The organism is Flagellimonas crocea (assembly GCF_033441595.1).
GTDB classification, from domain to species: domain Bacteria; phylum Bacteroidota; class Bacteroidia; order Flavobacteriales; family Flavobacteriaceae; genus Flagellimonas; species Flagellimonas crocea.
This window is the reverse complement of sequence record NZ_JAUZVX010000003.1, coordinates 835,778-859,305: the sequence shown is the minus strand read 5'-3', so window position 1 is coordinate 859,305 and position 23,528 is coordinate 835,778. Positions and strand designations below refer to the sequence as shown.

The window sequence follows — 23,528 nt, the reverse complement described above, 5'->3', positions numbered from 1 at the left end:
AACTGGAAGTATTTAGGATAGTTCGGACCTGATTTCTTTCTGAAGAAAAAATCCTGTGACGACCGTTGAAAGCACATCGGCAATACAAAAGGATAGCCACACTCCTATTTCTCCCATAAAATTGGGAAGAATCAAAATCAACGGGATAAAAAAGAAGCCTTGACGCGTCAAGGTCAGCAACAAAGCAGGAATGGCCTTGCCAATGGCCTGAAAATAAGCGGCACCTATCAACTGTATGGCAATGATCGGCGTTGCGGCAAAAACCAATCGCATGGCCAAGGGCGTATGTTGGAGCACAAAATTATTGGTCTCTATTTCCTCTGGGGACAGCTCAGGGCGATTGCTCAAAAACAGGGGGGCTATCTCCGAAGGAAAAACCATCAACACCACAAAAACAAGGGTTGCCACCAAAGCTGCGTATTTAATGGCAGTGTAAATGGATTCCTTTACCCGATTGTATTTCAGAGCTCCATAATTATAGCCTGCGATGGGCAAAAATCCTTGGGTGACACCAAAAACGGGGAACAGGGCGAACATCAGCATTCTACCGATTATGGCATACACGGCGACCATGGCCTCGCCACCTAAATTGAACAATATATTGTTCATCAATAAATATGTGATGCTGGTAACCGCCTGTCGGGCCAAGGTTACAAAACCCAAAGAACCGATTTCCCGAAGAATGGGTCGATCTAATCCAAAATGGGAGATATCGATTTTTAATTCGGAGTTGTCCGATAGAAAAAAGTAAAACACATAAAAAAAGCAGAGCAAATAGCCCACCGTGGTGGCCCAAGCAGCACCGTGCATACCCCAATCGAACACATAAATAAAGATATAGTCCATGAGCAGGTTGCCAACGGACGGAATGATCATGGCAATCATGGCAAAACGAGGCTTGCCTTCGGCACGGATCACGGTATTTCCCATCATACAGAGGGCCAAGAAAGGAACTCCGTACAAAATGATGGTATAGTAAATCTTAGCGGGTTCAAAAATGGCTCCTTTGCCGCCAAAGGCTGGAATCAAACTATCCACAAAATAAAGGCCTAGAGCCACCATGGTGACGGTAACCAACAAGGTCAAAGTAATCTGGTTGCCAAAGGTTTTTAGGGCCTTATCGCGATTATTTGCCCCAAGCGCCCTTGATATGATACTGGAACCACCGATACCGATCGCCATTCCCAAGGCTGCAATAAAAAAGGAAACGGGCAGTACTACATTGATGGCGGCAATGGCGATGGAACCTATCCAGTTGCCCACAAAAATGGAATCCACCAGCACGTTCAGGGACATCACCAAAATACCGATAGAAGCGGGTACGGCCTGTTTGATCAGTAATTTTCCAATGGGTTCCTGCCCAAGTTCCTCGGAGGTTATTTTGGCCATGCCAGCGGGTATTCTTTATTTAAAATGAAGGCAATTCTGGTTCAAAACTACAACGCATTCACCAAATTCCCTTTGTTCTCTTTTAGTTTTTCGGCAATACTGTCCCAAAGCTCAATTCGGAATTGGAGCGCTTGCTTGCTGTATTGTAAAACATCGTTCCACTTTTGGTCGTCGGTACCGCAAAGTGCCTTGATCATGCGCAATGCCAAAGGACCATGCTCGTCCCCGTCCAATTCAATATGTCTTTTGAGGTAATATTCCAGTTTTTTGTAGTTGCTCGCACCTTTTTCCCCAGATTGCTCAATGATGCCCAAGAACATATCTGGAATCAAGTCTTCGCGACCAAAGGTAAAGGCGGCCGCAATACGATGCGGTTGTTGACTGTTGATGACCTCGAAAGTAAATTGAAGAAAATTCTTTTCGGCCCGATTGAGTTCTGCCGCTTCAATTTGGTTTGAAATCGTTTTTAAATCAGTTAAAGAAGAAATGATGGCTTCAGCCTTCTGGGTATCCGCCTGCACCTCTTGCATGGCATCGAGGTACATTTCAAAATGACTTTTGGGTTCTCCCTCCTCGTTGAAATCGCTCTCTTCCTCCAGCACAATCTCATTGATGAACCGTGCCACCGAAGTATCGTCGGCGGGGTGCCAAGGCAAGCTCACACAGGTCAGATGTTGCTGCAGGGCTTTTAAGAGTGACATAAAATCCCAAACGGCATAAACATGGCTCTCCATAAAGGTTTTAATGTCCTCAACGGATTCCAATTGAGCATACAGTGGATGGTTCTTTAATTTTTTCCGAAGGGGTTGAAGCTCTTGCTCCAAGTTCTCAATTTTCATGGCAATTATTTTGTTCTCTTCTTCTTTACGGAATTTATCGGATGTTGGTTTCGGGCAAAGCATCCTTTTCCTCCCATTCCTTGATCCATTTGGCCATCAATTCGGCCCAATCATCACGGTCGTTCAAACAGGGGATGTGTATGTAATCACCACCTCCAGCTTCTTGAAACTGCTCCTTTCCCTCCATGGCGATCTCTTCCAAAGTCTCCAAACAATCACTGACGAATGCTGGGGTGATCACGGCCAGTTTTTTGACACCTTCTTCCCCCAAGCGCTCAAACTCTTTGTCCGTGAAGGGTTGCAACCATGGGTCGCTTCCCAATCTGGATTGGAACGAAGTGCTCACTTTATCCTCTGGCAGGCCAAGTTCCTTTTTTACCAGCTCGGTAGTATCATAACATTGGTGCCTGTAGCAGGTTTGATGGGCCACAGAATTGGTCTTGCAGCAAGCTCCGTTCAATTGGCAATGGAACTTGGTGGGGTCCGATTTTCTGATATGCCTTTCGGGAATTCCATGATAGGAAAATAGGATATGGTCGTAATCAAATCCCTGTAAACCTTCGGCAATACTTTTTGATAATATTTTAATGTAATCCGGATTGCTGTAAAAAGCGGGCAATGTGGTTATGTGCATCTGGGGGAAATCCTGCTGTTGCACTTCAAGTGCTTTTACAACGACTGTTTCGTAGGACGACATGGCATAATGCGGGTACAATGGTACCAAGAACACCTCATCGACCCCTTTTTCCCTCAATTCTTGTAAACCTTCCTTAATGGACCCAGAGCCGTAACGCATCCCAAGGGCCACGGGAAGGCCCGTATGTTTTTGAACCTTTTCCGTGAATCTTTCGGAAAGGATGATCAAGGGGGAGCCTTCCTCCCACCAAATTTTGGAATAGGCCTCTGCCGATTTTTTGGGACGGGTGTTCAAAATGATTCCGCGAACGATGATGTTTCTTAAAATTGGATTGACGTCGATAACGCGTTCGTCCATCAAAAATTCATCCAAATATGGCTTTACATCCTTTGCGGTAGGGCTATCGGGGGATCCCAAATTGACCAATAAAACTCCTTTTTTCACGGCATTTTAGTTTAGGCCGCTAAAATACAACACGAAGCGGACTTCACCTTTTCCACTTCAAAATACTTTCTTATGATGAAATAATGATTTTCGATTTTGTTTAAGCATTCTTCCTTCCTTGGGCTTTTCTGTCTTATTTTTGAAATATGGAGTCCTTCTACGACAATGTTTCCAAAGAATCCCTTATCTATTTGGGCATCGCCCTGCTGGTACTCGTAATTCTTTATTGGGGCACCTCCGTCTTACTGAAACGTTTCGGTAAGAACCCAAAATATCTACTGCCAAAAAGCGCGTTCAAACGATTGGCATTGCCCCTGCTCCTCATTTTTTTTTCAGTCCTCTTGAGGATGAAACCACTACGGGAAATCTTAAACATGACAGAGGCGGAATTCTGGTTTAAAAAAGCGAGTACCATCCTTTTTATTTTTGCCATGGCCTGGGCCATGATCGCTTTACTTAAAATTGTAAAAAAAGCGGTCATACAAAACTACGATATTGGGGAAGCTGACAACCTCAAGGCCCGAAAGGTATATACCCAGTTTACCATTCTGGAGCGAATTTTTATTTTTATCATTATTCTGCTGGGCACAGGGTTTGTGTTGATGAGTTTTGAGGAAATCCGAGAAGTCGGCATCAGTATTTTTGCCTCTGCGGGTGTTGCGGGAATCATTATTGGTTTTTCCGCACAGCAATTTATAGGGACCATTTTGGCGGGAATCCAAATTGCCATTGCCCAGCCCATAAAACTGGATGATGTAGTAATCGTGGAAGGCGAATGGGGGCGAATCGAGGAGATTACTTTGACCTATGTAGTGGTGAGCATTTGGGACAAAAGACGATTGATAGTTCCTACTCCCTACTTTATAAACCAACCGTTCCAGAACTGGACCAAGACCTCATCTGAACTGCTGGGGACCATATTTTTATATGTGGATTACAATGTTCCTTTTGATAAAATCAGGGAAGAACAAACACGTATCTTAAACAACACGGAACTGTGGGACGGTAATGTAGATGTGGTGCAGGTTACGGACACCAAACCCAATTATGTAGAAATTAGGTGCTTGGTCAGTTCCAAAGATTCCCCGACAGGATGGGACTTACGGGTACATGTCCGAGAAAAGTTGATCGAGTTTTTACAAAAAAATTACCCAGAAAGTATTGCTAGAACCACCCGATTGACGGTTGAACGTAAAGATGATACCAATGAAGAATAAAATTTTTGCTGTTTTTTTAATTTTAGGAGTCCTTGGCAATGCCCAACAAATTACCTGTTCTCCAGAGGACAAATCCCTTTTCGAGACCAAAATATCTGCGCTGGAACAAACAAAAGCATCGAGCTTAGGCGATACCATAGCTTTGGTTGGACAATCCTTTTTGGGAACTCCTTACGTGGAAAAAACCCTTGAGGTTGGCGATACGGAAACCTTGGTGGTAAACTTTGGTGGACTGGACTGCACCACTTTTGTGGAAAATGTGCTGGCTTTTAGCCTAATGCTCCAAAACCAACAGCAGGATTTTGAAAATTTCACTGATAACCTTGAGACCGTTCGGTATAGAAACGGTAATTTAGAAGGATACCCCTCTCGCCTCCATTATTTTACGGAATGGATTCGAAACAACGAGAGAAAGGGTTTGGTCAAGGATATTACCGCCGAACTGGGCGGAGTGGAACTTGAAAAAGCTATTAACTTTATGGGCACGCATCGAAATATATACCCGTTTTTGGCCAGCGACGAGAATTATGAAGCTATGGTAGCGGTTGAAAAAGAAATCGCAAAAGAAAAATTGTGTTATTTGCCACAGGAACAAATCGTAAGCAAGGAACACCTCATCAAATCGGGGGATATTATCGCTTTGGCCACCTCTATAAAAGGATTGGATGTGACCCACACGGGAATTGCCATCCATCAGCCTGACGGACGATTACATCTATTGCACGCCTCTAGCAAAAATGGCGAAGTCGAAATATCCGAACTGCCCTTGGCAGATTATCTCAAAAACATCAAAAGCAATATTGGGATTATAGTGGCTAGACCAACCCTAGTTTCGTTTTAAGCACCACTCAATGGCGCCCAAAAGATGCTGGCGAAACATAGGTTCATCATACGAATCTTCGGTATGACCTCCTCCTGTGTAAAAAGCTCTTCCACCATCAAACTCGTGATACCAAGCTATTGGATGATTGGAACCGTTGGTGCCGCCTTCGTAGCTGCTCTCATCCAAATTGAGCAAAACCGTGGTGTTCGGATTTAGATTTTTATAGTTGTACCATTCATCACTTCGTGACCAAGAATCAGGCAGATGTTCTGTTGACGGATGTGCTTTGTTCACCACATCAATGGTCGCTTGTCGCACATTGGGGTCGTTCGGATGGGAATCAAAATAACCTCCCACCAATTTTCCGTACCAAGGCCAATCATATTCGGTGTCACAAGCTGAATGAATTCCGAGAAAACTTCCTCCGCCTTGGATGTAACCTTCAAAGGCAGTTTGCTTCGCATTGTCCAACACATCCAATGTAGTATTCAAAAACACAACCAGCTTATAGTTCTTTAGGTTCTGAGCGGTAAAATCTTCCCCCGATTCGGTCTGCAAAGCAACAAAGCCGTTTTGCCGACCCAATTCTCTCAAGGTCTGAACTCCTTTTTCAATGGATTTATGCCTCCAGCCTTCAGTTTTGGTGAAAACCAGTACCAATTCGGGCATTTTTTGTGCTTCAGCCTCTTTTGTAGGCTCATCTTGTGCCGCGATTTGAAATGCAAAACAAAAAGCGAGCAAGGGTAGTGCAAAGAGTTTCATGTTTGTTTGTTTAGACATTGGAAGTTAAATATTTTTTAGGTGTAGTGCCGAACTTCTTTTTGAAGGAAGCAATAAAATGGCTTGCCGTACTGTATCCCACTTTCAACCCGACTTCGTTGACATTGTGCTTGCCAGTTTCCAACATTTTGCGGGCATATTCCATTTTGTAATCGAACAGAAACCCAAATACGGAGTCTCCGTAGATTTGTTTGAAGCCTTCCTTTAATTTTTTAAGGCTCAATCCCACTTCTTGGGACAGTTCGGCCAAGGTTGGCGGTTCGGCCATGCGGGAAATCATGATTTCTTTTGCCATTTTGATTCGGCGCACATTGTCCTCATCTGCCAAATAGGGGCATTGCTCCAAGTCGGCATCCTCAGTTTTATTGAAATAGAGGGAAATCAATTCATAGACCTTTCCCTTTAGGTATAATTTTTTGATGGATGGATGCAGGTTATAGTTCATCAATTGGCTTAGGACAACGGCCGTGGCAGGGGATACCATTTCTTGGGAATAATACTTTTTCTCCTTGTTTTCCTCACTCAAAAACGGAATGTAGTCCGCTTCATTAGAAAACAAAGAATGGAACTTTCTAATAGTCATGACCACCGAGAGCAGCCAAGAGCCTGGTGAAACCACCAAATCCAGCGGAAGGTCCTTTTGGGTATTATAGAGCAAAAGGGAGTTTTCTTCATTTACCTCCAAATAGTAGTTGCCGTCGTTAAAATTGAACTTTGACCTGCCCTTCAAACAAAAGTGAAATTGAATGTAGGAACTGTCAATATCCCGCGCTATCAGTTTTGGTTCGTGGGTATCGTTCTGGATTTTGAGGATGTAAATTCCATCTTCGACCAAAATTTCATCATATGAACCGCTAGCGATATTTTTCATATTGGTTTTCAATCTGATTTTGCTTTTGACTTAATTTAGAATCGCTCTAAATTGTATTGTTGATTATCAAATTTATCAATAATACCAATGCGTACCGTCATTTTAATCAAAAATAAATCATAAAATAACAGCCGCAGTTATTTATAGTACCGCTAGCGTTATTTTTTGACCTATAAGCCTGTTATTTTTGTGCTGCGATTTATATCCTTTATGAGGGACTACCATATTTCAAAACATAATTCCTTCTATGCCGTTGGGTTGAGTTACAAGAAGGCGGATGCAGAGGTTAGAGGAAAGTTCAGTCTGGATGTTCCTGCCATTGACCATATTTTGGGCAAGGCCAAGGAAATCGGAATTGATGGGCTTCTAGCCATCTCTACTTGTAACCGTACAGAACTCTACGGTTTTGCACAGCACCCCTACCAGCTTATCAAATTACTTTGCGACGAGACCCACGGAACTGTTGAAGAATTTCAGGAAGTGGCGTATGTGTACAAGAACCACGATGCCATTTCGCATATGTTCAAAGTTGGAACTGGACTCGACAGTCAGATTTTAGGTGATTTTGAAATCATCAGCCAAATAAAGCAAGGTTTTTATCGTGCCAAAAAGCATGATATGGCCAATCCGTTCTTGGAGCGCTTGTGCAATGCTGTGATTCAGGCCAGCAAGCGTATTAAAAACGAAACGGAACTGTCTTCAGGTGCCACATCCGTAGCTTTTGCTTCGGTAAAATATATTTTGGACAATGTTGATGACATTTCCAACAAGAATATTCTGTTGTTCGGAACTGGTAAAATTGGTAGAAATACGTGCGAAAACCTGATAAAGCATTCCAACAACTCCCATATTACCCTGATCAATAGAACTCGGGAAAAGGCGGAGGACATCGCAGGCAAATTTCATTTAACGGTAAAGGATTACGGTGATCTACAAACCGAGATCCGAAAGGCCGATATTCTTGTGGTTGCCACGGGAGCACAATTGCCCACGGTTTCCAAAGCGTTGATCTATCCCAAAAAGCCATTGTTGGTATTGGACCTGTCCGTTCCCAAAAATGTATCGGACGATGTGAAGCAATTGGACAATGTGACCTTGGTGCATTTGGACCAACTTTCCCAGATTACGGATGAGACCTTGGCCAAAAGAAAGAAATACGTTCCCAAAGCGGAAGCGATCATAGAAAAAGTAAAAAAGGATTTCCTAAAATGGTTGGAAACCCGAAAGTTTGCCCCAGTAATCAATGCACTTAAGGACAAACTGAACACTATGAAAACCGAAGAAATCGATTTTCAGACCAAAAAAATTGAAGGTTTCGACCAGATTCAGGCAGAAATCATCTCCGACAGGATCATTCAAAAAATTACCAAGCAGTTTGCCAATCACTTAAAGAGCAACGAGGTCGATACCGATGATAGCCTGGAACTTATCCAGAAAGTTTTTCAGCTAGAACTACACTCCAAATGAGCAAAATAATCCGCATTGGAACCCGCGACAGCGAATTGGCGCTGTGGCAAGCAACCACCGTGCAACAAAAGCTGGAGGCACTCGGGTACGATACCATTTTGGTGCCCACCAAATCTTTGGGGGATCAAGTGTTGGACAAGCCGCTTTACGAGCTCGGTGTTACGGGAATCTTCACAAAGACCTTGGACGTTGCCCTGCTCAAAGGAGACATTGATATTGCGGTACATTCCATGAAAGATGTACCTACACAACTACCAAAGGGAATTGTGCAGGTGGCCGTTTTGGAACGCGCCATTACTCACGATATTTTGGTGCACAAAGGGTCCAATTTTTTGGAGAGCGATCAACCTGCCACCATTGCCACGGGAAGTTTACGACGAAAAGCCCAATGGCTGAACAAATACCCTAACCACAACGTGGTAGATCTTCGAGGAAATGTGAATACCAGACTCCTAAAACTCATTGAGAACGATTGGCAAGGTGCAATTTTTGCACAGGCTGGACTGGAGCGTATCAAGTTATTGCCCAAGGATGCCATTCAATTGGATTGGATGATCCCAGCTCCCGCCCAAGGCGCTATGCTGGTCGTCGCCAAAGAGGAAGATAGCTTTACAAGAGAGGCTTCGGGCAAACTCAACCATCCCGAAACAGAATTGGCCACAACCATAGAACGAGAGTTTTTGCGCACACTGGAAGGTGGCTGTACCGCTCCAATAGGTGCCTTGGCACAAATAAAAGACCAAAAGGTTTGTTTTGAAGGTGTGGTTTTCTCGCTGGATGGAAAACAGAAAATCGATATCAAAAAAGAGATAAAGCTGTCCGACGCTAAAGGCATTGGAAAGACCAGCGCAGAAGAAGTGTTGCAAAAAGGAGGCGACAAATTGATGCAAGAAATCAGAAATGAAAACAGTACTGTCCACTAAAATGCTGAGCCCGTCCCAAAAAGAGCTTTTTCTAAATTCTGGTTTGGGATTGGTGGAGTACGATGCCCTAAAAATTGAACTATTAGAAATCAAAATTCCTTTCGAGTACAGCAACTATATTTTTACAAGTAAAAATGCGGTAAAAGCATTCTTGAAGCAGGCCCAAGATTCTGATGTATCCAAATTCAATGCATTTTGTGTCGGGGAAAAGACAAAAACCCTTTTGAAAGAAAATGAATTAAAAGTGGTGGAAATGGCAGAAAACGCATCAGAATTAGCGAAAATTTTGGTCGAAAAATACCAAAGCGAGTCATTTTTATTTCTTTGCGGCAATAAAAGAAGGGATGAACTCCCTGATACCTTATCAAAAAATAACGTTCAGTATAAAGAATTGGAAGTCTACAGAACTTTGTTTAATCCAAAACAATTTCAAAGGGATTTTGATGGCATTCTGTTTTTTAGTCCAAGTGGCATCCGAAGCTATCTCTTGGAAAACACTCTGGGGAACAGCACATTGTTCTGTATTGGGGAAACGACCGCCTCCGAAGCGCAAAATCATTCAAACCAAATTATTGTAGCCAATAAACCGACCGTGGAAAATATGTTGGTGCAGGCGATTAAAGAATTATCAATCAAAATGGGGGACTGAGCGCCTGCCTGCCGGACGGGCAGGGAGTCGAAGTCCCCCGCACAATCTAAATAAGACTCCTGCCTAAGCAGGAATGACAAATTAAAATTTATGATAAAAAACGACTTGTTCCTAAAAGCATTAAAAGGTGAAACCGTTGAACGTCCACCCGTATGGATGATGCGACAGGCAGGGCGCTATTTGCCCGAGTTTATGGAACTCCGTAAAAAATACGATTTCTTTACCCGTTGCCAGACCCCAGAATTGGCTTCGGAAATTACCGTACAGCCCATTCGACGATATGGCATGGACGCCGCCATTTTGTTCAGCGATATTTTGGTAATTCCTCAGGCCATGGACATCGAAGTGCAGATGAAACCTAATTTTGGACCCTATTTGCCGAACCCTATCCGTTCGCAAGCGGATTTGGACAACGTGATCGTACCCGATATTCAAGATACTTTGGGTTACGTGATGGACGCCATCACTATGACCAAGGAAAAATTAAACGACGAAGTTCCGTTGATCGGGTTTGCAGGTTCGCCATGGACGCTTCTTTGCTATTGCGTGGAAGGTCAAGGAAGCAAAAGTTTTGACAAGGCCAGAGGGTTTTGTTTTACCCAGCCCAAAGCTGCGCACGAACTGCTTCAAAAAATAACGGACACTACCATTTCATACCTTAAGGCCAAAGTGAAGGCTGGTGTAAATGCCGTTCAGGTTTTTGATTCTTGGGGCGGTATGCTATCCCCTCAAGATTACCAAGAATTTTCCTGGAAATACATTCAGCAAATCGTGGATGCGCTGAAAGATGAGGCACCTGTAATCGTTTTTGGAAAAGGATGCTGGTTTGCCTTGAAAGACATGGCAAACTCGGGAGCCTCTGCCGTAGGTGTGGATTGGACGTGCTCGGCACAAAACGCACGATATTTAACGGGCGGGAACATCACCCTTCAAGGTAATTTTGACCCTGCCCGTTTGCTTTCGCCACCATCAACAATCCAGGAAATGGTAACGCAAATGATCCGTGATTTTGGCAAGGACAAATACATTGTGAATTTGGGTCATGGAATTTTACCGAACATCCCTGTGGAAAATGCAAAAGCATTTATTGATGCTGTAAAAGAATATAAGGAGTGAACCTTTTAGCGGTAGCAAAGCGGGTAGATTTTAAAAATATACTGAAAGGTGTATTTATTGGTTTGAGTCGTCCTCACTTTATACTGCCCACCATCAAAGCCACCAAGGATTGCATAGCCATATCGACCAAAAACTACGGCAAACTGCATCATAAAAATGGTCCCGCAAACGCTTTTAGACACGCTTTTTGGAACTATTTGATTGCAAAACGTTGTTTTAACTGGCAAAGAAATGATGAAGCTGTTTTGGTTTGGGCAAAAAAAGTAACCGATTGGCACGAGGATTCATTTCCGAACAAACAATTGGCAAAGACCATGGATTTGCACAACAACGAAGTCGGTCGTTTCATTTTTGTTCAAAACACAGAAAAATCCGAACAGGAAATCGTTGAGCTATTGAAGAAAATGACTTTGGAATCCATCAAAATTGATGAAAATTCAACACTTTCAGAATATAAAAACCAAATGGTACATATTTTAGAGCAATGAAGGATACGTTTTATCAATACATTCAACAATTACAGGATACCATTACCTCCAAACTCGAAGAATTGGATGGAACCGCCAAGTTCCAACAAGACCTTTGGGAACGCGAAGAAGGCGGAGGAGGCAGAACACGTGTCATTGAAAACGGGTCGGTTTTAGAAAAAGGAGGTGTCAATATTTCCAAAGTCCACGGGGCATTGCCCAAAAGCATGCAAAACTATTTTGGCGTGGAAGATGTCGACTTCTTTGCCTGTGGCCTGAGCTTGGTCATTCACCCCAAAAGTCCAATGGTGCCCACCGTACACGCCAACTGGCGCTATTTTGAAATGTACGACAAGGATGGCAATATTGTGGACCAATGGTTCGGTGGCGGACAAGATCTTACCCCCTATTATTTGTTCGAGGAAGATGCTGCTCATTTTCATACAGTTTGCAAAAAGGCTTGTGATGCCCACAACCCAGAATTTTACCCCAATTACAAAAAGAAATGCGACGAATATTTCTGGAATGCGCACCGAAACGAAGCCCGTGGCATAGGCGGACTGTTTTTCGATTATTGCAAGGCAACCGAGCAAACCAGCTTGGAAGATTGGTACAATTTCGTCACCGAAGTTGGGGACAGCTTCTTGGAGGCCTACGCTCCCATCGTGGAAAAAAGAAAAAATCTTCCCTATTCCAAAGATCAGCGTGACTGGCAAGAAATTCGACGAGGCCGTTATGTAGAGTTCAATTTGGTGCACGACAAAGGCACTCTTTTTGGACTCAAAACCAACGGGCGTATCGAAAGTATTTTAATGAGTCTCCCTCCGCACGTGCAATGGCGTTACGACCACCATCCCGAAAAAGGAAGCGAAGAAGAGAAATTGATAGCAGTGCTTCAAAATCCAAAAAATTGGGTTTAATCCGTAGCTTTGTCCCGAAACCAAACCCATGAGACAGAAAATTTATCAAATAGACGCGTTCACCAACCAGACCTTTGGCGGAAACCCTGCCGCAGTCTGTATTTTGGATTCATGGCTGAATCCAGAGTTGATGCAAAAAATTGCACAGGAGAACAACTTGGCCGAAACCGCCTTTGCCGTAAAAAAAGACGAGCTTTACGAGATACGATGGTTTACCCCCGAAGTGGAAGTGGACCTATGCGGACATGCTACTTTGGCAACTGCTTTTGTACTGTTCCACTTTTACGAACTTGAAAAAAATACCATTCAGTTTTATTCAGGGCGAAGCGGAAATTTGACCGTAAACAAAGCAAATAATGGTTGGTTGACCATGGATTTCCCTACGGACAACCTCATTGCCATTCAAAATATTGAGGAATTGGACAATGCCATTGGGCAAAGTCCAATTAAAACCTTGAAGGGCAAAACAGACTATATGATGGTTTATAAATCACAAAAGGAAATTGAAGGTATTGAACCCAACCATCATTTGTTGGCGCAATTGGATGCTCGTGGGGTTATCGTTACCGCGCCAGGGGAAGAGGTGGATTTTGTTTCGCGTTTTTTCGCTCCAGCCTGCGGTATTCCCGAAGATCCTGTTACAGGTTCCGCCCACACCTCGTTATCACCGTATTGGGCCGAGGTTTTGGACAAAAATAAATTGACTGCCAAACAACTTTCCAAACGTGGAGGCGATTTGGTCTGCGAATATTTGGGCGAACGCGTTAAAATTTCGGGTAAGGCCGTGCTTTATTTAACAGGAGAGATAGACATCTGAGAAAACAACTAAAAAATTAAGCCAATAGCTTATAGCTTACAACTTAAAACCAAAATATGTACCCACTCATACGAAACCGAAGACTCCGCGCATCCGAATCCATCAGAAGATTGGTTCGGGAAACCACCTTGACCCCAGATGATTTTTTGGTGCCTTTGTTTGTGACCGAAGGAAAGGGAATCAAAGAAGAAATTCCATCGATGCCCAACTACTTTAGGTTGAGTTTGGACAATTTGGAAAAAGAAGTGAAAGAACTATGGAAAATGGGATTATGTTCCGTACTTCTTTTTGTGAAGGTCGATGATAAACTCAAGGACAATAAGGGAACTGAAGCCTTAAATCCCAATGGTCTGATGCAGCGCGCCATAAAAACCGTAAAAAATGCCTGTCCACAGATGTTGGTGATGACCGATGTGGCGCTTGATCCATTTTCTTCCTATGGCCATGATGGCATTGTGGCCGAAGGGCAAATCCTGAACGATGAAACCGCGGAGGTACTGGCAGAAATGAGCGTATCCCACGCCAAGGCAGGGGCCGATTTTGTAGCGCCCAGCGATATGATGGACGGCAGAATATTGACCATTCGCGAAGCTTTGGAAGATGAAGGATTCATCAACACGGGAATTATGGCCTATTCCGCCAAGTATGCCAGTGCATTTTATGGGCCCTTCCGTGATGCCCTGGATTCTGCACCTGTTGATATTGCCAATGTTCCCAAGGACAAAAAAACCTATCAAATGGATTATGCCAATCGGTATGAAGCCATCAAAGAAACCCAAATGGATATTGACGAAGGTGCGGATATTGTAATGGTAAAGCCCGGATTGTGCTATTTGGACATTGTTCGGGAAATCAAAAATGAGGTCGAAGTGCCCGTTGCCGTATATCAAGTTTCTGGCGAGTATGCGATGGTAAAAGCTGCTGCCGAAAAAGGTTGGTTGGACCACGATGCCGTAATGCTCGAACAATTGACCGCCATTAAGAGGGCGGGCGCTGATATTATTGCCAGTTATTTTGCGAAAGATTTTATCCGTACTTTGGGATAAACCTTAAACCAGAATGAAAAAACTAACGGTTTCATTTTTCTTCATCACTTTAGTGATGCCTTCGGGGTTTGCCCAACGAGAGCTCATCCATGCCCTTCCCTCCAATTTAGGGTTCGACGAAGCTTTCATCGACCAAAAAGTGGATTCCATTATGGAAATGGGCATCGATAGTCTGGCATTTCCAGGAGCGCAACTATTGGTCACCAAGAACGATACCGTCATTTTCCATAAAGCATACGGTTTCCACACCTACGACAACATTCAACCCGTTGCGTTGAACGATTTGTATGATTTGGCCTCCGTAACGAAAATATCAGGGCCGCTTCCCGCTTTGATGAAGTTGGTGGACGAGGGCAAACTTGATCTGGACAAACCTTTTAGTGCCTATTGGGAGGCTTGGCAGCATCGAAAAGACAAAAAAGACCTCACGCTTCGGGAGATATTGGCGCATCAAGCAGGATTGGTGCCCTACATCGTTTTTTTACAAAAAGTACTTCGAAAGAACGGCAAGATCAAAAGGAGATTTGTCCACAATGCATCGGATAAACGATTTCAAGGACAAGTGTATGATGGGCTTTACATCAACAATCGTTTTGAAAGGAAAATGAACCGAATCATCAATCGGTCCAAAGTTTCGGATGAAAAGAAATACAAATATTCAGGGCTTACGTTTCTTATTTTTCCAAGTTTGATAGAGCAACTCACAGGAATGGATTATCAAACCTATTTGGATGAAAACTTCTATCAACCTTTAGGTTGCCATACCCTCGGGTATCTTCCCAAGGAAAACAACTACGTAAATGCCATTGTCCCCACCGAAGTGGATTCACTCTTCAGGAAAACCTTGGTCAAAGGGTGGGTGCACGATGAAAATGCATCACTCAAGGGTGGTGTTTCGGGCAATGCGGGATTATTCGGTACGGCAGATGACTTGGCCAAACTGATGCTTTTCTATCAAAATTATGGGAACGTCGACGGCAAACAACTCATTTCAGCTGAAACCGTAAAGGAATTTACAACGGTCCAATATCCAGAAAATGAAAATTATAGAGGATTAGGTTTTGACAAGCCTCTTTTGAACAATTCGGAACTCCCTTTGGAAGAAGCGTACCCCTCCCCTTTGGCTTCACCCGAAAGTTTTGGGCATTCTGGGTTTACAGGGACCTTTGTTTGGGCAGACCCCGTAAAAAATTTGACGTTTATTTTCCTATCCAATCGGGTATATCCTTCGCGCGACCACAGAAAACTCTATAGTTTGGATATTCGACAGGCCCTTCAGGATGTTTTTTACAAAGCGGAAGCATTAAACATTCAAAATTAATTCCTATTCCCTATCTTGGTACTAAAGATTCTGCCATTCTATGGGACTACTACTATTTTATGCCCTTATTTCCATATTCTTTTCGTTTCTGTGCTCCATATTGGAGGCGGTGCTGTTAAGTATCACACCCACCTTTATCAATGTAAAAAAACAAGAAGGGAAAGATTATGCGGCCACCTTGGAAACCCTTAAAAAGGATGTGGACAAGCCGTTGATAGCCATTCTTACGTTAAATACCATTGCCCATACCGTTGGAGCAATTTTGGTAGGGGTGCAGGCAAAAGTGGCCTATGCAGAAATGTACGGTGCTACAGAGCGCACCATATTCGGATTTACATTAACGGAAGACCTTATGGTCGGAATCGTATCTACCCTTATGACGATATTGATTCTGGTTGCTTCCGAGATCATACCAAAGACGATAGGGGCCACTTTTTGGAAGCAATTGGCCAACTTTACAGGCAAAGCATTGAACATTATGGTATTCGTCCTAAAATGGACGGGACTGTTATGGCTATTGCAGCTCTTTACCAAACTTGTGGGCGCCAAAGGGGAACATGGAAGCGTATTGAGCCGTGAAGATTTTAGCGCGATGACGGAAATCGCCCACGAAGAAGGTGTTTTCAAGGAATCGGAATCCAAGATGATCAAGAACCTGCTCTATTTTGATGAGATTTTGGCTCGCGATGTGATGACCCCCAGGACCGTTATGAAAGTAGCGTCCGAGGACACCCCGATAAAGCAATTTTTTGAAAAAAACCGCCCCTTGCGGTTTTCTAGGATACCGTTGTACAAAGATCGTATGGACAATATTACTGGCTTCTTCTTAAAGGACGAATTGTTGGAGGCCATCATCAATAAAAAAGGAAATGAAACCCTGGCCACCATACGAAGGGAATTATTGGTGACCAACCGTAGCAAATCCATCAACGACCTTTTTAAAAAGTTTGTCCAGAAAAGAGAACACATTTCCTTGGTGGTCGATGAATATGGTTCGGTTAGTGGTATCGTGACTATGGAAGATGTCATCGAAACCTTGCTCGGTTTTGAGATCATGGATGAAAGTGACAACGTGGAAGACCTCCAAAAGTTGGCAAGAAAGAACTGGCATGCCAGAGCAAAACGATTGGGAATTATTGAAGGTGAAGATGAAATAGAGTGATGCAAACGGCTTACATACAAACTCCTATCGGAACGGCAGAATTAAAAGGTGATGAGAAGGGCCTTGCTTCCATTACCGTTTTGGACGATAAAAAACTAGATGGTATAATTCCTGAAGTTTTAAAGGATGCGGCAAGCCAATTTGAAGAATATTTTAATGGAGACCGAACGGTATTTAACCTTGAATTGAATCCATCGGGCACCGATTTTCAGAAAAAGGTATGGGATGCCTTGTTACAAATTCCCTTTGGAAAAACCATTTCTTATTTGGAACTTTCCAAACAACTCGGTGACGTAAAGGCCATTCGTGCAGTAGCCTCGGCCAATGGCAAAAATCCACTTTGGATTGTGGTTCCCTGTCATCGTGTAATCGGAACCAACGGAGACCTCACAGGCTATGCAGGTGGACTGCATAGAAAAAAATGGTTATTGGAACACGAGAGTCCTGCAAAGCAGACGACTCTATTTTAATTGGCTACCATGCTTTATAAACTTAACCTGGAGCATATCCTTTTTTTGGATATCGAGACCGTACCCCAACAACAACATTTCACCGATTTGGATGAAACTGCCCAGCTATTATGGGAACAAAAAACACAGTACCAGCGCAAAGAAGAGTTCACGCCCGAGGAATTTTATGACCGAGCGGGCATTTGGGCCGAATTTGGTAAAATTGTCTGCATCTCCGTAGGCTATTTTAAAATGCAAGGAGATCTAAGGACATTTAGGACCACTTCCTTTTATGGTGACGAGACTAAAATCCTGAAAGAGTTCAAACAACTGCTGACAGGTTATTTTAGCAACGTAAAGCATCTTTTGTGCGCCCATAATGGCAAAGAGTTCGATTTCCCCTATATCGCCCGCAGAATGATCATAAACGGCATCAATCTGCCCTACAAGCTGGACCTGTTCGGAAAAAAGCCATGGGAAATACCCCATCTGGACACCATGGAACTTTGGAAGTTCGGCGACTACAAACATTACACCTCGCTCAAATTATTGGCGCATATACTGGGCATCCCTTCCCCAAAAGAAGATATGGATGGCAGTATGGTAAAAGATGTGTTCTACAAAGAAAAGGATATCGACCGTATCATCAACTATTGTGAATTGGATGTTGTGACCACCGCACAGGTTTTTTTACGCTTACGAAATGAGGAGCTCTTGTCGGAAGATGAAATCAAAAAGGTTTGATTTTGGATGTCGGTGGTGTGTATTGGGTAATGAGAAAATGGTCGCTTCGTTCAGTATGACAACTCGGTTGCTGAGCGCCCGCTTGCCGGACGGGCAGGGAGTCGAAGCGGCACGAATTGCACGAACAATTGGCCAAAGGGAAAAGGCAAAGGGTAAAAGGTTCCGCGTGTCATTTCGAACGGATGTGAGAAATCTTGAAATGTGGAGGCAAAGTAGATTTCTCAATCGGTGCCCTGCACCTCATTTCGAAATGACAAAACGTGCTCCCCAACAAGAAGTCCTATGTCTTGATTCTTTTTTCTTGATTCTTATCCCTTAACCCCAGACACGAATTATCACGAACTTGGGTCAAAGGGTAAAAGGCAAAGGTTCGGCACGGGATGCTGCCGGGCGTCATTTCGAACGGATGTGAGAAATCTTGTGATTCGAGGGCAAGGGAGATTTCTCAATCGGTGCCCCGCACCTCATTTCGAAATGACAAAACGTGCTCCCAACAAGAAGTCTTGGCTCCTTGGGAACAATCTATTTGAACGCACACGAATTACACGGTTTATCAAGAACTTTGGGTCAAAGGCAAAAGGTAAAAGTTCAATGTTCGTTGCGTAATTCTACTGAACGCCGGATTGAGTTTGAACTTGAGACTTAAACTTGTTCTAGTTCTTGTAAAACTTGGTGCTTTTAATCCCGGAATAGTCCTGAACCACCAACACATACAATCCTGAAGAAAGCGACGATACATTGATGGAACCCTCGGTCTTTCCTTTTTTGATGATATTTCCCGATGTGGTCACAATAGAAAACTCGGCATCTTTGGACAGCTCGGCATTTACATTCAAATAATCGACTGTTGGGTTGGGGTACACGGAGATGTTCAATTCCTGCGGAACAAACAACGGAGTGTTCTCGATCAATGCGGTTTCTACTCCATTAAATTCAAACTCGATGGTCTCAGAAAACTCGGATACGGCATTCTCGGTACAAATGGAACGTACACGGGCCTCGTACACTTTCCCTGCTTCCAAAGCGGTAAGCTCAAAAGTGTTTTCCCATATCAATTCACTGTTCCAGCTATCGGAATCGATACTTTTATACTGCACCTCAAAAAGGGTTTCCTCGGCATCTTTCCAAGAAATTACGGTGCTCTCGATAGAGGAGCTTTCCAAATTCACCTGGGAAGGAATCTCAATGGAACAATCGGATACCTGTGCTCCGGTAACGATCAGAGAGAAATCCTGGATATTATTTTTTAATGCTCCCTTGTGCGAAATGGTAATGGTGTATGTTCCACTTGCATTTTCTACCTCAACTCGTTCAAAAGGGTCAACCTTGTTGTCACCTTTAGTGGCAGCGTCATTTGCTCTGGCAGGGTTCAGTTTCCAAGGGAAATAGGTTTCTCCATCTTTGCTGATTCTGATATCCAAATCGTTTACCAAGGCGGCCGTGGTGCTGTTGAGTTCTCCCCGGTTGATGTTTTCCGATTCCGGGTCAGTCCAAGATATGGAAGCTACCAGAGGAGTGCCTTCAATGGCATTTACGGTAATGGTATAGGTTTCACCGTTGGATAATTTTTCTTCGTTCACCAAGGTGGTGTATTCTTTATTTTGAAGGGCCTCGGCCGCAGCTTTGGCATTCATGATGCCCCAGCCCATTTTATAATCGGGACCTTTGGCATCCACATCATCTGCAGTGTGAAGCGCAAGTCCTTTCAAGGTCGCCGCTTTCATATAGTTGCCAAACAATTCTTCATGGTATTGTTGCAACAGCAAAAGTGTTCCTGTTACCCCTGGCGCAGCCATGGAGGTGCCTGCGGAAACCTGATAACTGCTGTTGGTAGCGGAGCTTGTGGAAAGTATGTTTCCGCCATCACCGGCAAGGTCCGGTTTTACGCGGCCATCATCAACCGGTCCAAAGCTGCTATATCCCGCAACTGAAGCCTTGATCAAATCGCCGCTACTATCAATTTCTGTATTGGCCCCTGCAATGGTCAAACCGTTCTTGGTGGTGGTAAAGCCCAACAAAAGGTCAAAGCCATCGGAGGTCTTTCCAAAATTTGGCGCTTCGTTGTCGTTGGATTTCTGCGCATTGCCCGCAGCGGTCACCATTAAATAATAAGGAGCATTGTACATGATTTTGTCCCAATCTTGCGTCACCTTGATATATGCTCCAAAATACCAGTCGGGCACTCTGTCCGATAGAATTCCGTAGGAATGGTTGCTCAATAGCATGCCATTTGCGGCTGCTTCTGCCACTTCAATTTTATCACGGCTCCAATCGTGGGTCAGTGCCTGAGCACCATAGGCAACCCCTTTTGCATTGGGTTCTACCCCCGCAGAAATGAGGTTTCCGGTGACTAAAGTGGCGTGCAAACTAATTTCGTCCGCATTATCGGCATTTTTGGCCCGGGTGTCAAACTCTTGGTGGGAAGATAGTGCCACGCCAGAATCCCATACACCAACTTCCATGTTGGTCCCTGTCAATCCAAGGTTCAAAAGGCCTTTATCGTAAAGTGTGTGTGCTCGAGAAGTTTGTGAAGCAGGGTCGCTCAATGTAGTGTAGTAAAGCGGTGTGCCATCCGTGCCTATATCTTTTAGGGCTACTTGGGCACCATTGCCTTTTTTCTCAGATGCGCGGAGTCCTTTGGACTTTATGAGCTCACCTATTTTTTTAAGCTTGGTTTGATGTTCCGACTCCATTTCGGAAATAAAAGAAGAGATTTTTCCTTGATTGTATGAAGAACGAATCTGTTCTTTGAAATCATTGGATTGTGCATGAAGAGAAACTGCGCCTAAAAGCGATAAAAAAATGGAGAAGATCACTTCCTTGGCCCCTAAAGGAAATCTGTAGTCCATAATTAAGTTTAGGTAAGATTTGGACTACTAATATATTATATGAAATTATATATCTCGATAAAAACCCTTCTTTATTCGATGAAATACATAGTGATTTACGCCTTTCTGTTGTGAAAATTAACTTTTATGTGGTGTAATTATTTTCCTACTTTTTCCTGTCTAAAATAACATAGACTGGAAAATGATCACTGTAGCCCCCAAGATATTTTTTTCCGGCAAATGTCCGGAACGGATTTCCCTTGTACCTACCTTTCCATTCTTTCAAAAAGCGGGGAGAAAAGATCTTCGCTTCCACAAAGGTATGGTTTCGTACTCGATGGTTTAAAAAACTGTGGGAGAGCAATATTTGATCAAACAAGCTCCATTTTGCCTTGTAGTTAGCGCTACCCCTGAACGGAGACAACAATTTTTTCATTGGGTTGATGAACATTCCGGTGTCAATGAGTGTTTGAATGCTTTCGGAATTGGGGTCATCATTAAAATCGCCCATAATAATGATATTGGGCTGATCCACGGGCATTGATCCTATTTTTCGAAGAATGGTCTCGGCGGCCTTGATGCGTTTATAGCTGGTCTCTTCGGCCCCTTCCCTACGGGATGGCCAGTGGTTCACGAAAACGTGGATCTCTTCTTGGTGCAACTTGCCATGTACATATAGAATGTCGCGGGTGAGGTCACGTTCTCCATTGGTGTTTTGGACCATCAAAGGAATGGTTTCAGTATTCAGTACTGTAAAATGGGTTTTATGGTATATCAGTGCGGTATCGATGCCCCGTTCATCCGGCGAATCAAAATGAATCACACCGTAATCAACATTTCGTAGCTTTTTGGACTGCAATAGGGTCTGGATCACTTTCTTGTTCTCCACCTCTGCCAGCCCGACCAATACGGGTGGGTGAGGGCTATCTTCCAATCCTATTTTGGAAATTGCCTTGGAAATTTTCTTTACCTTCTTCCAGAACTTGGTTTTGTTCCATCGTCTAAAACCCTTTGGGGTAAAGTCATCATCAAGAAGATACGGGTCGTCCTCGGTATCAAAAAAGTTCTCGAGATTATAAAATGCTATCGTATATCTGTTTTCCTGTTTTTGCAATTAAAAAATATAAGGGTTAACGAATAGAGAGGGCAAAGTACAAAAATAGCTTCCAAAACATTGTGTAGATTTGTATTCTAAATCCATTTGATGCTAGAAAAGAAATCAATAGAATATGAAAAGGCGGTACTTATTGGTGTATTGAACCAGTACCAAGATGAGGAAAAGGTAAAGGAATACCTGGACGAGCTGGAATTTTTGACCTACACTGCAGGTGGCGAGGTTGAAAAAAGGTTTGTGCAACGGATTGATGTGCCCAACCCAAAAACCTACATCGGGAGCGGTAAGATGGAAGAAGTACGCCAATTTGTAAAGGAAAACGAAATCGGCTCCGTTATTTTTGATGATGAGCTGTCCCCTGCACAACAGAATAATATAGAAAAGTTATTGAAGTGCAAAGTCTTGGACAGGACCAGCTTGATTCTGGACATTTTCGCCCAACGTGCCCAAACAAGCTATGCACGTACACAGGTGGAACTTGCCCAATACGAATATTTATTGCCACGACTTACAGGTCTTTGGACTCACTTGGAGCGGCAACGTGGTGGTATTGGGATGCGCGGACCTGGTGAAACGGAAATTGAAACGGATAGACGTATTGTTCGTGACCGCATAGCTTTGCTCAAAAAGAAACTTGCCAAAATAGACCGACAAATGGAGACTCAGCGTGGGAATCGAGGATCTTTGGTGAGGGTAGCTTTAGTGGGGTACACCAACGTTGGTAAATCCACATTGATGAACGTGATCAGCAAGAGCGAAGTATTTGCGGAGAACAAGCTGTTCGCTACTTTGGACACTACGGTCAGAAAAGTGGTCTTGGGCAACCTTCCTTTTTTGTTGAGTGATACCGTAGGATTTATCAGAAAGCTGCCTACACAATTGGTGGAAAGTTTTAAGAGTACTTTGGATGAGGTGCGAGAAGCTGACTTGCTGCTTCATGTGGTGGATATTTCCCACCCTAATTTTGAAGAGCATATCGATTCGGTAAATCAGATTTTGGACGAAATCGAAAGTTCCGACAAGCCCTGCATCATGGTTTTCAACAAAATAGACCAGTATGTTCCCGAAACCATTGATGAGGACGACCTGGTGACAGAACGTACCAAGGCACATTTTACGCTCGAGGAGTGGAAAAAAACCTATTTCAACAAGCTTGGGGACAAGGCGTTGTTCATTTCTGCGCTCAACAAGGAAAACCTGGACGAGTTCCGAAAACGTGTTTACGATGCGGTACGGGACATTCATGTTACCCGTTTCCCGTACAACAACTTTCTGTATCCAGAGCATTTGGATGAATATTAAACCCATTCATCGAAGTCTACTTTTTCGGTGAAAAGCAAGAAATCTTTTGCTTCACAACAATTATGTGCCAATTCACAACAAAAATTTAGGAAAAGGCAACGTAAGGCATACTTTCACATTGTTTTTAAGTCATTTTAGTGTCGAACACAGATCTTCATCGATCTTAACCTACTTAGACCATGGTCTTAAAAACATGAAAAACA

The 23,528-nt window shown here is 43.5% G+C and carries 22 protein-coding genes; 15 read left to right on the top strand and 7 right to left on the bottom strand.

Features of this window, described 5'->3' with window-relative positions:
* Positions 1-12: 12 nt before the first annotated feature.
* The 3 genes from SD449_RS13290 to hemH are packed head-to-tail and all read right to left on the bottom strand — an operon-like array spanning position 13 to position 3,309.
* Positions 13-1,389: an MATE family efflux transporter gene (locus tag SD449_RS13290; protein ID WP_318311228.1), complete on the bottom strand. Its 1,377-nt coding sequence runs from the start codon at positions 1,387-1,389 to the stop codon at positions 13-15.
* Positions 1,390-1,436: 47 nt separating this feature from the next.
* Positions 1,437-2,228 (bottom strand): DUF3050 domain-containing protein, encoded by a 792-nt coding sequence (locus SD449_RS13285; protein ID WP_318311226.1) that lies wholly within the window; start codon positions 2,226-2,228, stop codon positions 1,437-1,439.
* 34 nt (positions 2,229-2,262) lie between these two features.
* Positions 2,263-3,309, bottom strand: coding sequence for a ferrochelatase (gene hemH / locus SD449_RS13280; RefSeq protein ID WP_318311225.1), 1,047 nt, complete (start codon positions 3,307-3,309; stop codon positions 2,263-2,265).
* A 146-nt stretch (positions 3,310-3,455) separates the two neighbouring features.
* Between hemH and SD449_RS13275 the strand changes: the two genes are divergently transcribed.
* Both SD449_RS13275 and SD449_RS13270 read left to right on the top strand, forming a co-directional pair.
* Entirely contained in the window at positions 3,456-4,526 is a 1,071-nt protein-coding gene (locus SD449_RS13275) for a mechanosensitive ion channel family protein (RefSeq protein WP_318311223.1), read from the top strand.
* Entirely contained in the window at positions 4,516-5,367 is an 852-nt protein-coding gene (locus tag SD449_RS13270) for an N-acetylmuramoyl-L-alanine amidase-like domain-containing protein (protein ID WP_318311222.1), read from the top strand. The genes SD449_RS13275 and SD449_RS13270 overlap by 11 nt, the downstream gene beginning before the upstream one ends.
* Here the strand turns inward: SD449_RS13270 and SD449_RS13265 are convergent.
* On the bottom strand, positions 5,353-6,111 hold the full coding sequence (locus SD449_RS13265) for a ThuA domain-containing protein (protein ID WP_318311220.1): 759 nt from the start codon (positions 6,109-6,111) through the stop codon (positions 5,353-5,355). The two genes, SD449_RS13270 and SD449_RS13265, sit on opposite strands and share 15 nt — an antisense overlap.
* A 10-nt stretch (positions 6,112-6,121) precedes the next feature.
* Positions 6,122-7,000: an AraC family transcriptional regulator gene (locus SD449_RS13260; protein ID WP_318311218.1), complete on the bottom strand. Its 879-nt coding sequence runs from the start codon at positions 6,998-7,000 to the stop codon at positions 6,122-6,124.
* A 210-nt stretch (positions 7,001-7,210) separates the two neighbouring features.
* Here SD449_RS13260 and hemA point away from each other — a divergent pair, with 210 nt between their 5' ends.
* The 12 genes from hemA (at position 7,211) to SD449_RS13200 (ending at position 18,081) form a co-directional block, all read left to right on the top strand.
* Positions 7,211-8,467 carry a glutamyl-tRNA reductase gene (hemA, locus tag SD449_RS13255; RefSeq protein WP_318311216.1) on the top strand — a complete coding sequence of 419 codons (1,257 nt, stop codon included), beginning with the start codon at positions 7,211-7,213 and terminating at the stop codon, positions 8,465-8,467.
* Entirely contained in the window at positions 8,464-9,390 is a 927-nt protein-coding gene (gene hemC / locus SD449_RS13250; RefSeq protein ID WP_318311215.1) for a hydroxymethylbilane synthase, read from the top strand. Before hemA ends, hemC begins: the two co-directional genes overlap by 4 nt.
* Positions 9,368-10,039 carry a uroporphyrinogen-III synthase gene (locus tag SD449_RS13245; RefSeq protein WP_318311213.1) on the top strand — a complete coding sequence of 224 codons (672 nt, stop codon included), beginning with the start codon at positions 9,368-9,370 and terminating at the stop codon, positions 10,037-10,039. Before hemC ends, SD449_RS13245 begins: the two co-directional genes overlap by 23 nt.
* A gap of 90 nt (positions 10,040-10,129) precedes the next feature.
* Entirely contained in the window at positions 10,130-11,155 is a 1,026-nt protein-coding gene (gene hemE, locus SD449_RS13240) for a uroporphyrinogen decarboxylase (protein ID WP_318311212.1), read from the top strand.
* Positions 11,152-11,643: a DUF6973 domain-containing protein gene (locus SD449_RS13235; protein WP_318311211.1), complete on the top strand. Its 492-nt coding sequence runs from the start codon at positions 11,152-11,154 to the stop codon at positions 11,641-11,643. Before hemE ends, SD449_RS13235 begins: the two co-directional genes overlap by 4 nt.
* Entirely contained in the window at positions 11,640-12,542 is a 903-nt protein-coding gene (gene hemF / locus SD449_RS13230; protein ID WP_318311209.1) for an oxygen-dependent coproporphyrinogen oxidase, read from the top strand. The genes SD449_RS13235 and hemF overlap by 4 nt, the downstream gene beginning before the upstream one ends.
* A 28-nt stretch (positions 12,543-12,570) precedes the next feature.
* Positions 12,571-13,359, top strand: coding sequence for a PhzF family phenazine biosynthesis protein (locus tag SD449_RS13225; protein ID WP_318311208.1), 789 nt, complete (start codon positions 12,571-12,573; stop codon positions 13,357-13,359).
* 56 nt (positions 13,360-13,415) lie between these two features.
* Positions 13,416-14,405, top strand: a complete 990-nt coding sequence (hemB, locus tag SD449_RS13220) for a porphobilinogen synthase (RefSeq protein WP_318311206.1) — start codon at positions 13,416-13,418, stop codon at positions 14,403-14,405.
* A gap of 13 nt (positions 14,406-14,418) precedes the next feature.
* Positions 14,419-15,726 carry a serine hydrolase domain-containing protein gene (locus SD449_RS13215; protein ID WP_318311204.1) on the top strand — a complete coding sequence of 436 codons (1,308 nt, stop codon included), beginning with the start codon at positions 14,419-14,421 and terminating at the stop codon, positions 15,724-15,726.
* Positions 15,727-15,766: 40 nt separating this feature from the next.
* Entirely contained in the window at positions 15,767-16,888 is a 1,122-nt protein-coding gene (locus SD449_RS13210; RefSeq protein ID WP_288980642.1) for a CNNM domain-containing protein, read from the top strand.
* Entirely contained in the window at positions 16,888-17,358 is a 471-nt protein-coding gene (locus tag SD449_RS13205) for a methylated-DNA--[protein]-cysteine S-methyltransferase (protein WP_318311202.1), read from the top strand. The genes SD449_RS13210 and SD449_RS13205 overlap by 1 nt, the downstream gene beginning before the upstream one ends.
* A 9-nt stretch (positions 17,359-17,367) precedes the next feature.
* Complete coding sequence (locus SD449_RS13200; protein ID WP_318311201.1) at positions 17,368-18,081, top strand: 3'-5' exonuclease; 714 nt, start codon at positions 17,368-17,370, stop codon at positions 18,079-18,081.
* A 653-nt stretch (positions 18,082-18,734) separates the two neighbouring features.
* On the opposite strand, the gene SD449_RS13195 is transcribed toward SD449_RS13200, so the two are convergent.
* Both SD449_RS13195 and SD449_RS13190 read right to left on the bottom strand, forming a co-directional pair.
* On the bottom strand, positions 18,735-20,930 hold the full coding sequence (locus SD449_RS13195) for a S8 family serine peptidase (protein ID WP_318311200.1): 2,196 nt from the start codon (positions 20,928-20,930) through the stop codon (positions 18,735-18,737).
* 145 nt (positions 20,931-21,075) lie between these two features.
* The gene (locus tag SD449_RS13190; protein WP_318311199.1) at positions 21,076-22,023 is read right to left on the bottom strand and encodes an endonuclease/exonuclease/phosphatase family protein; all 948 of its coding nucleotides are present in this window, start codon (positions 22,021-22,023) and stop codon (positions 21,076-21,078) included.
* 90 nt (positions 22,024-22,113) lie between these two features.
* On the opposite strand from SD449_RS13190, the gene hflX reads away from it, so the two are divergent.
* Complete coding sequence (hflX, locus tag SD449_RS13185; RefSeq protein WP_220112705.1) at positions 22,114-23,325, top strand: GTPase HflX; 1,212 nt, start codon at positions 22,114-22,116, stop codon at positions 23,323-23,325.
* The last annotated feature ends 203 nt before the right edge of the window (positions 23,326-23,528 follow it).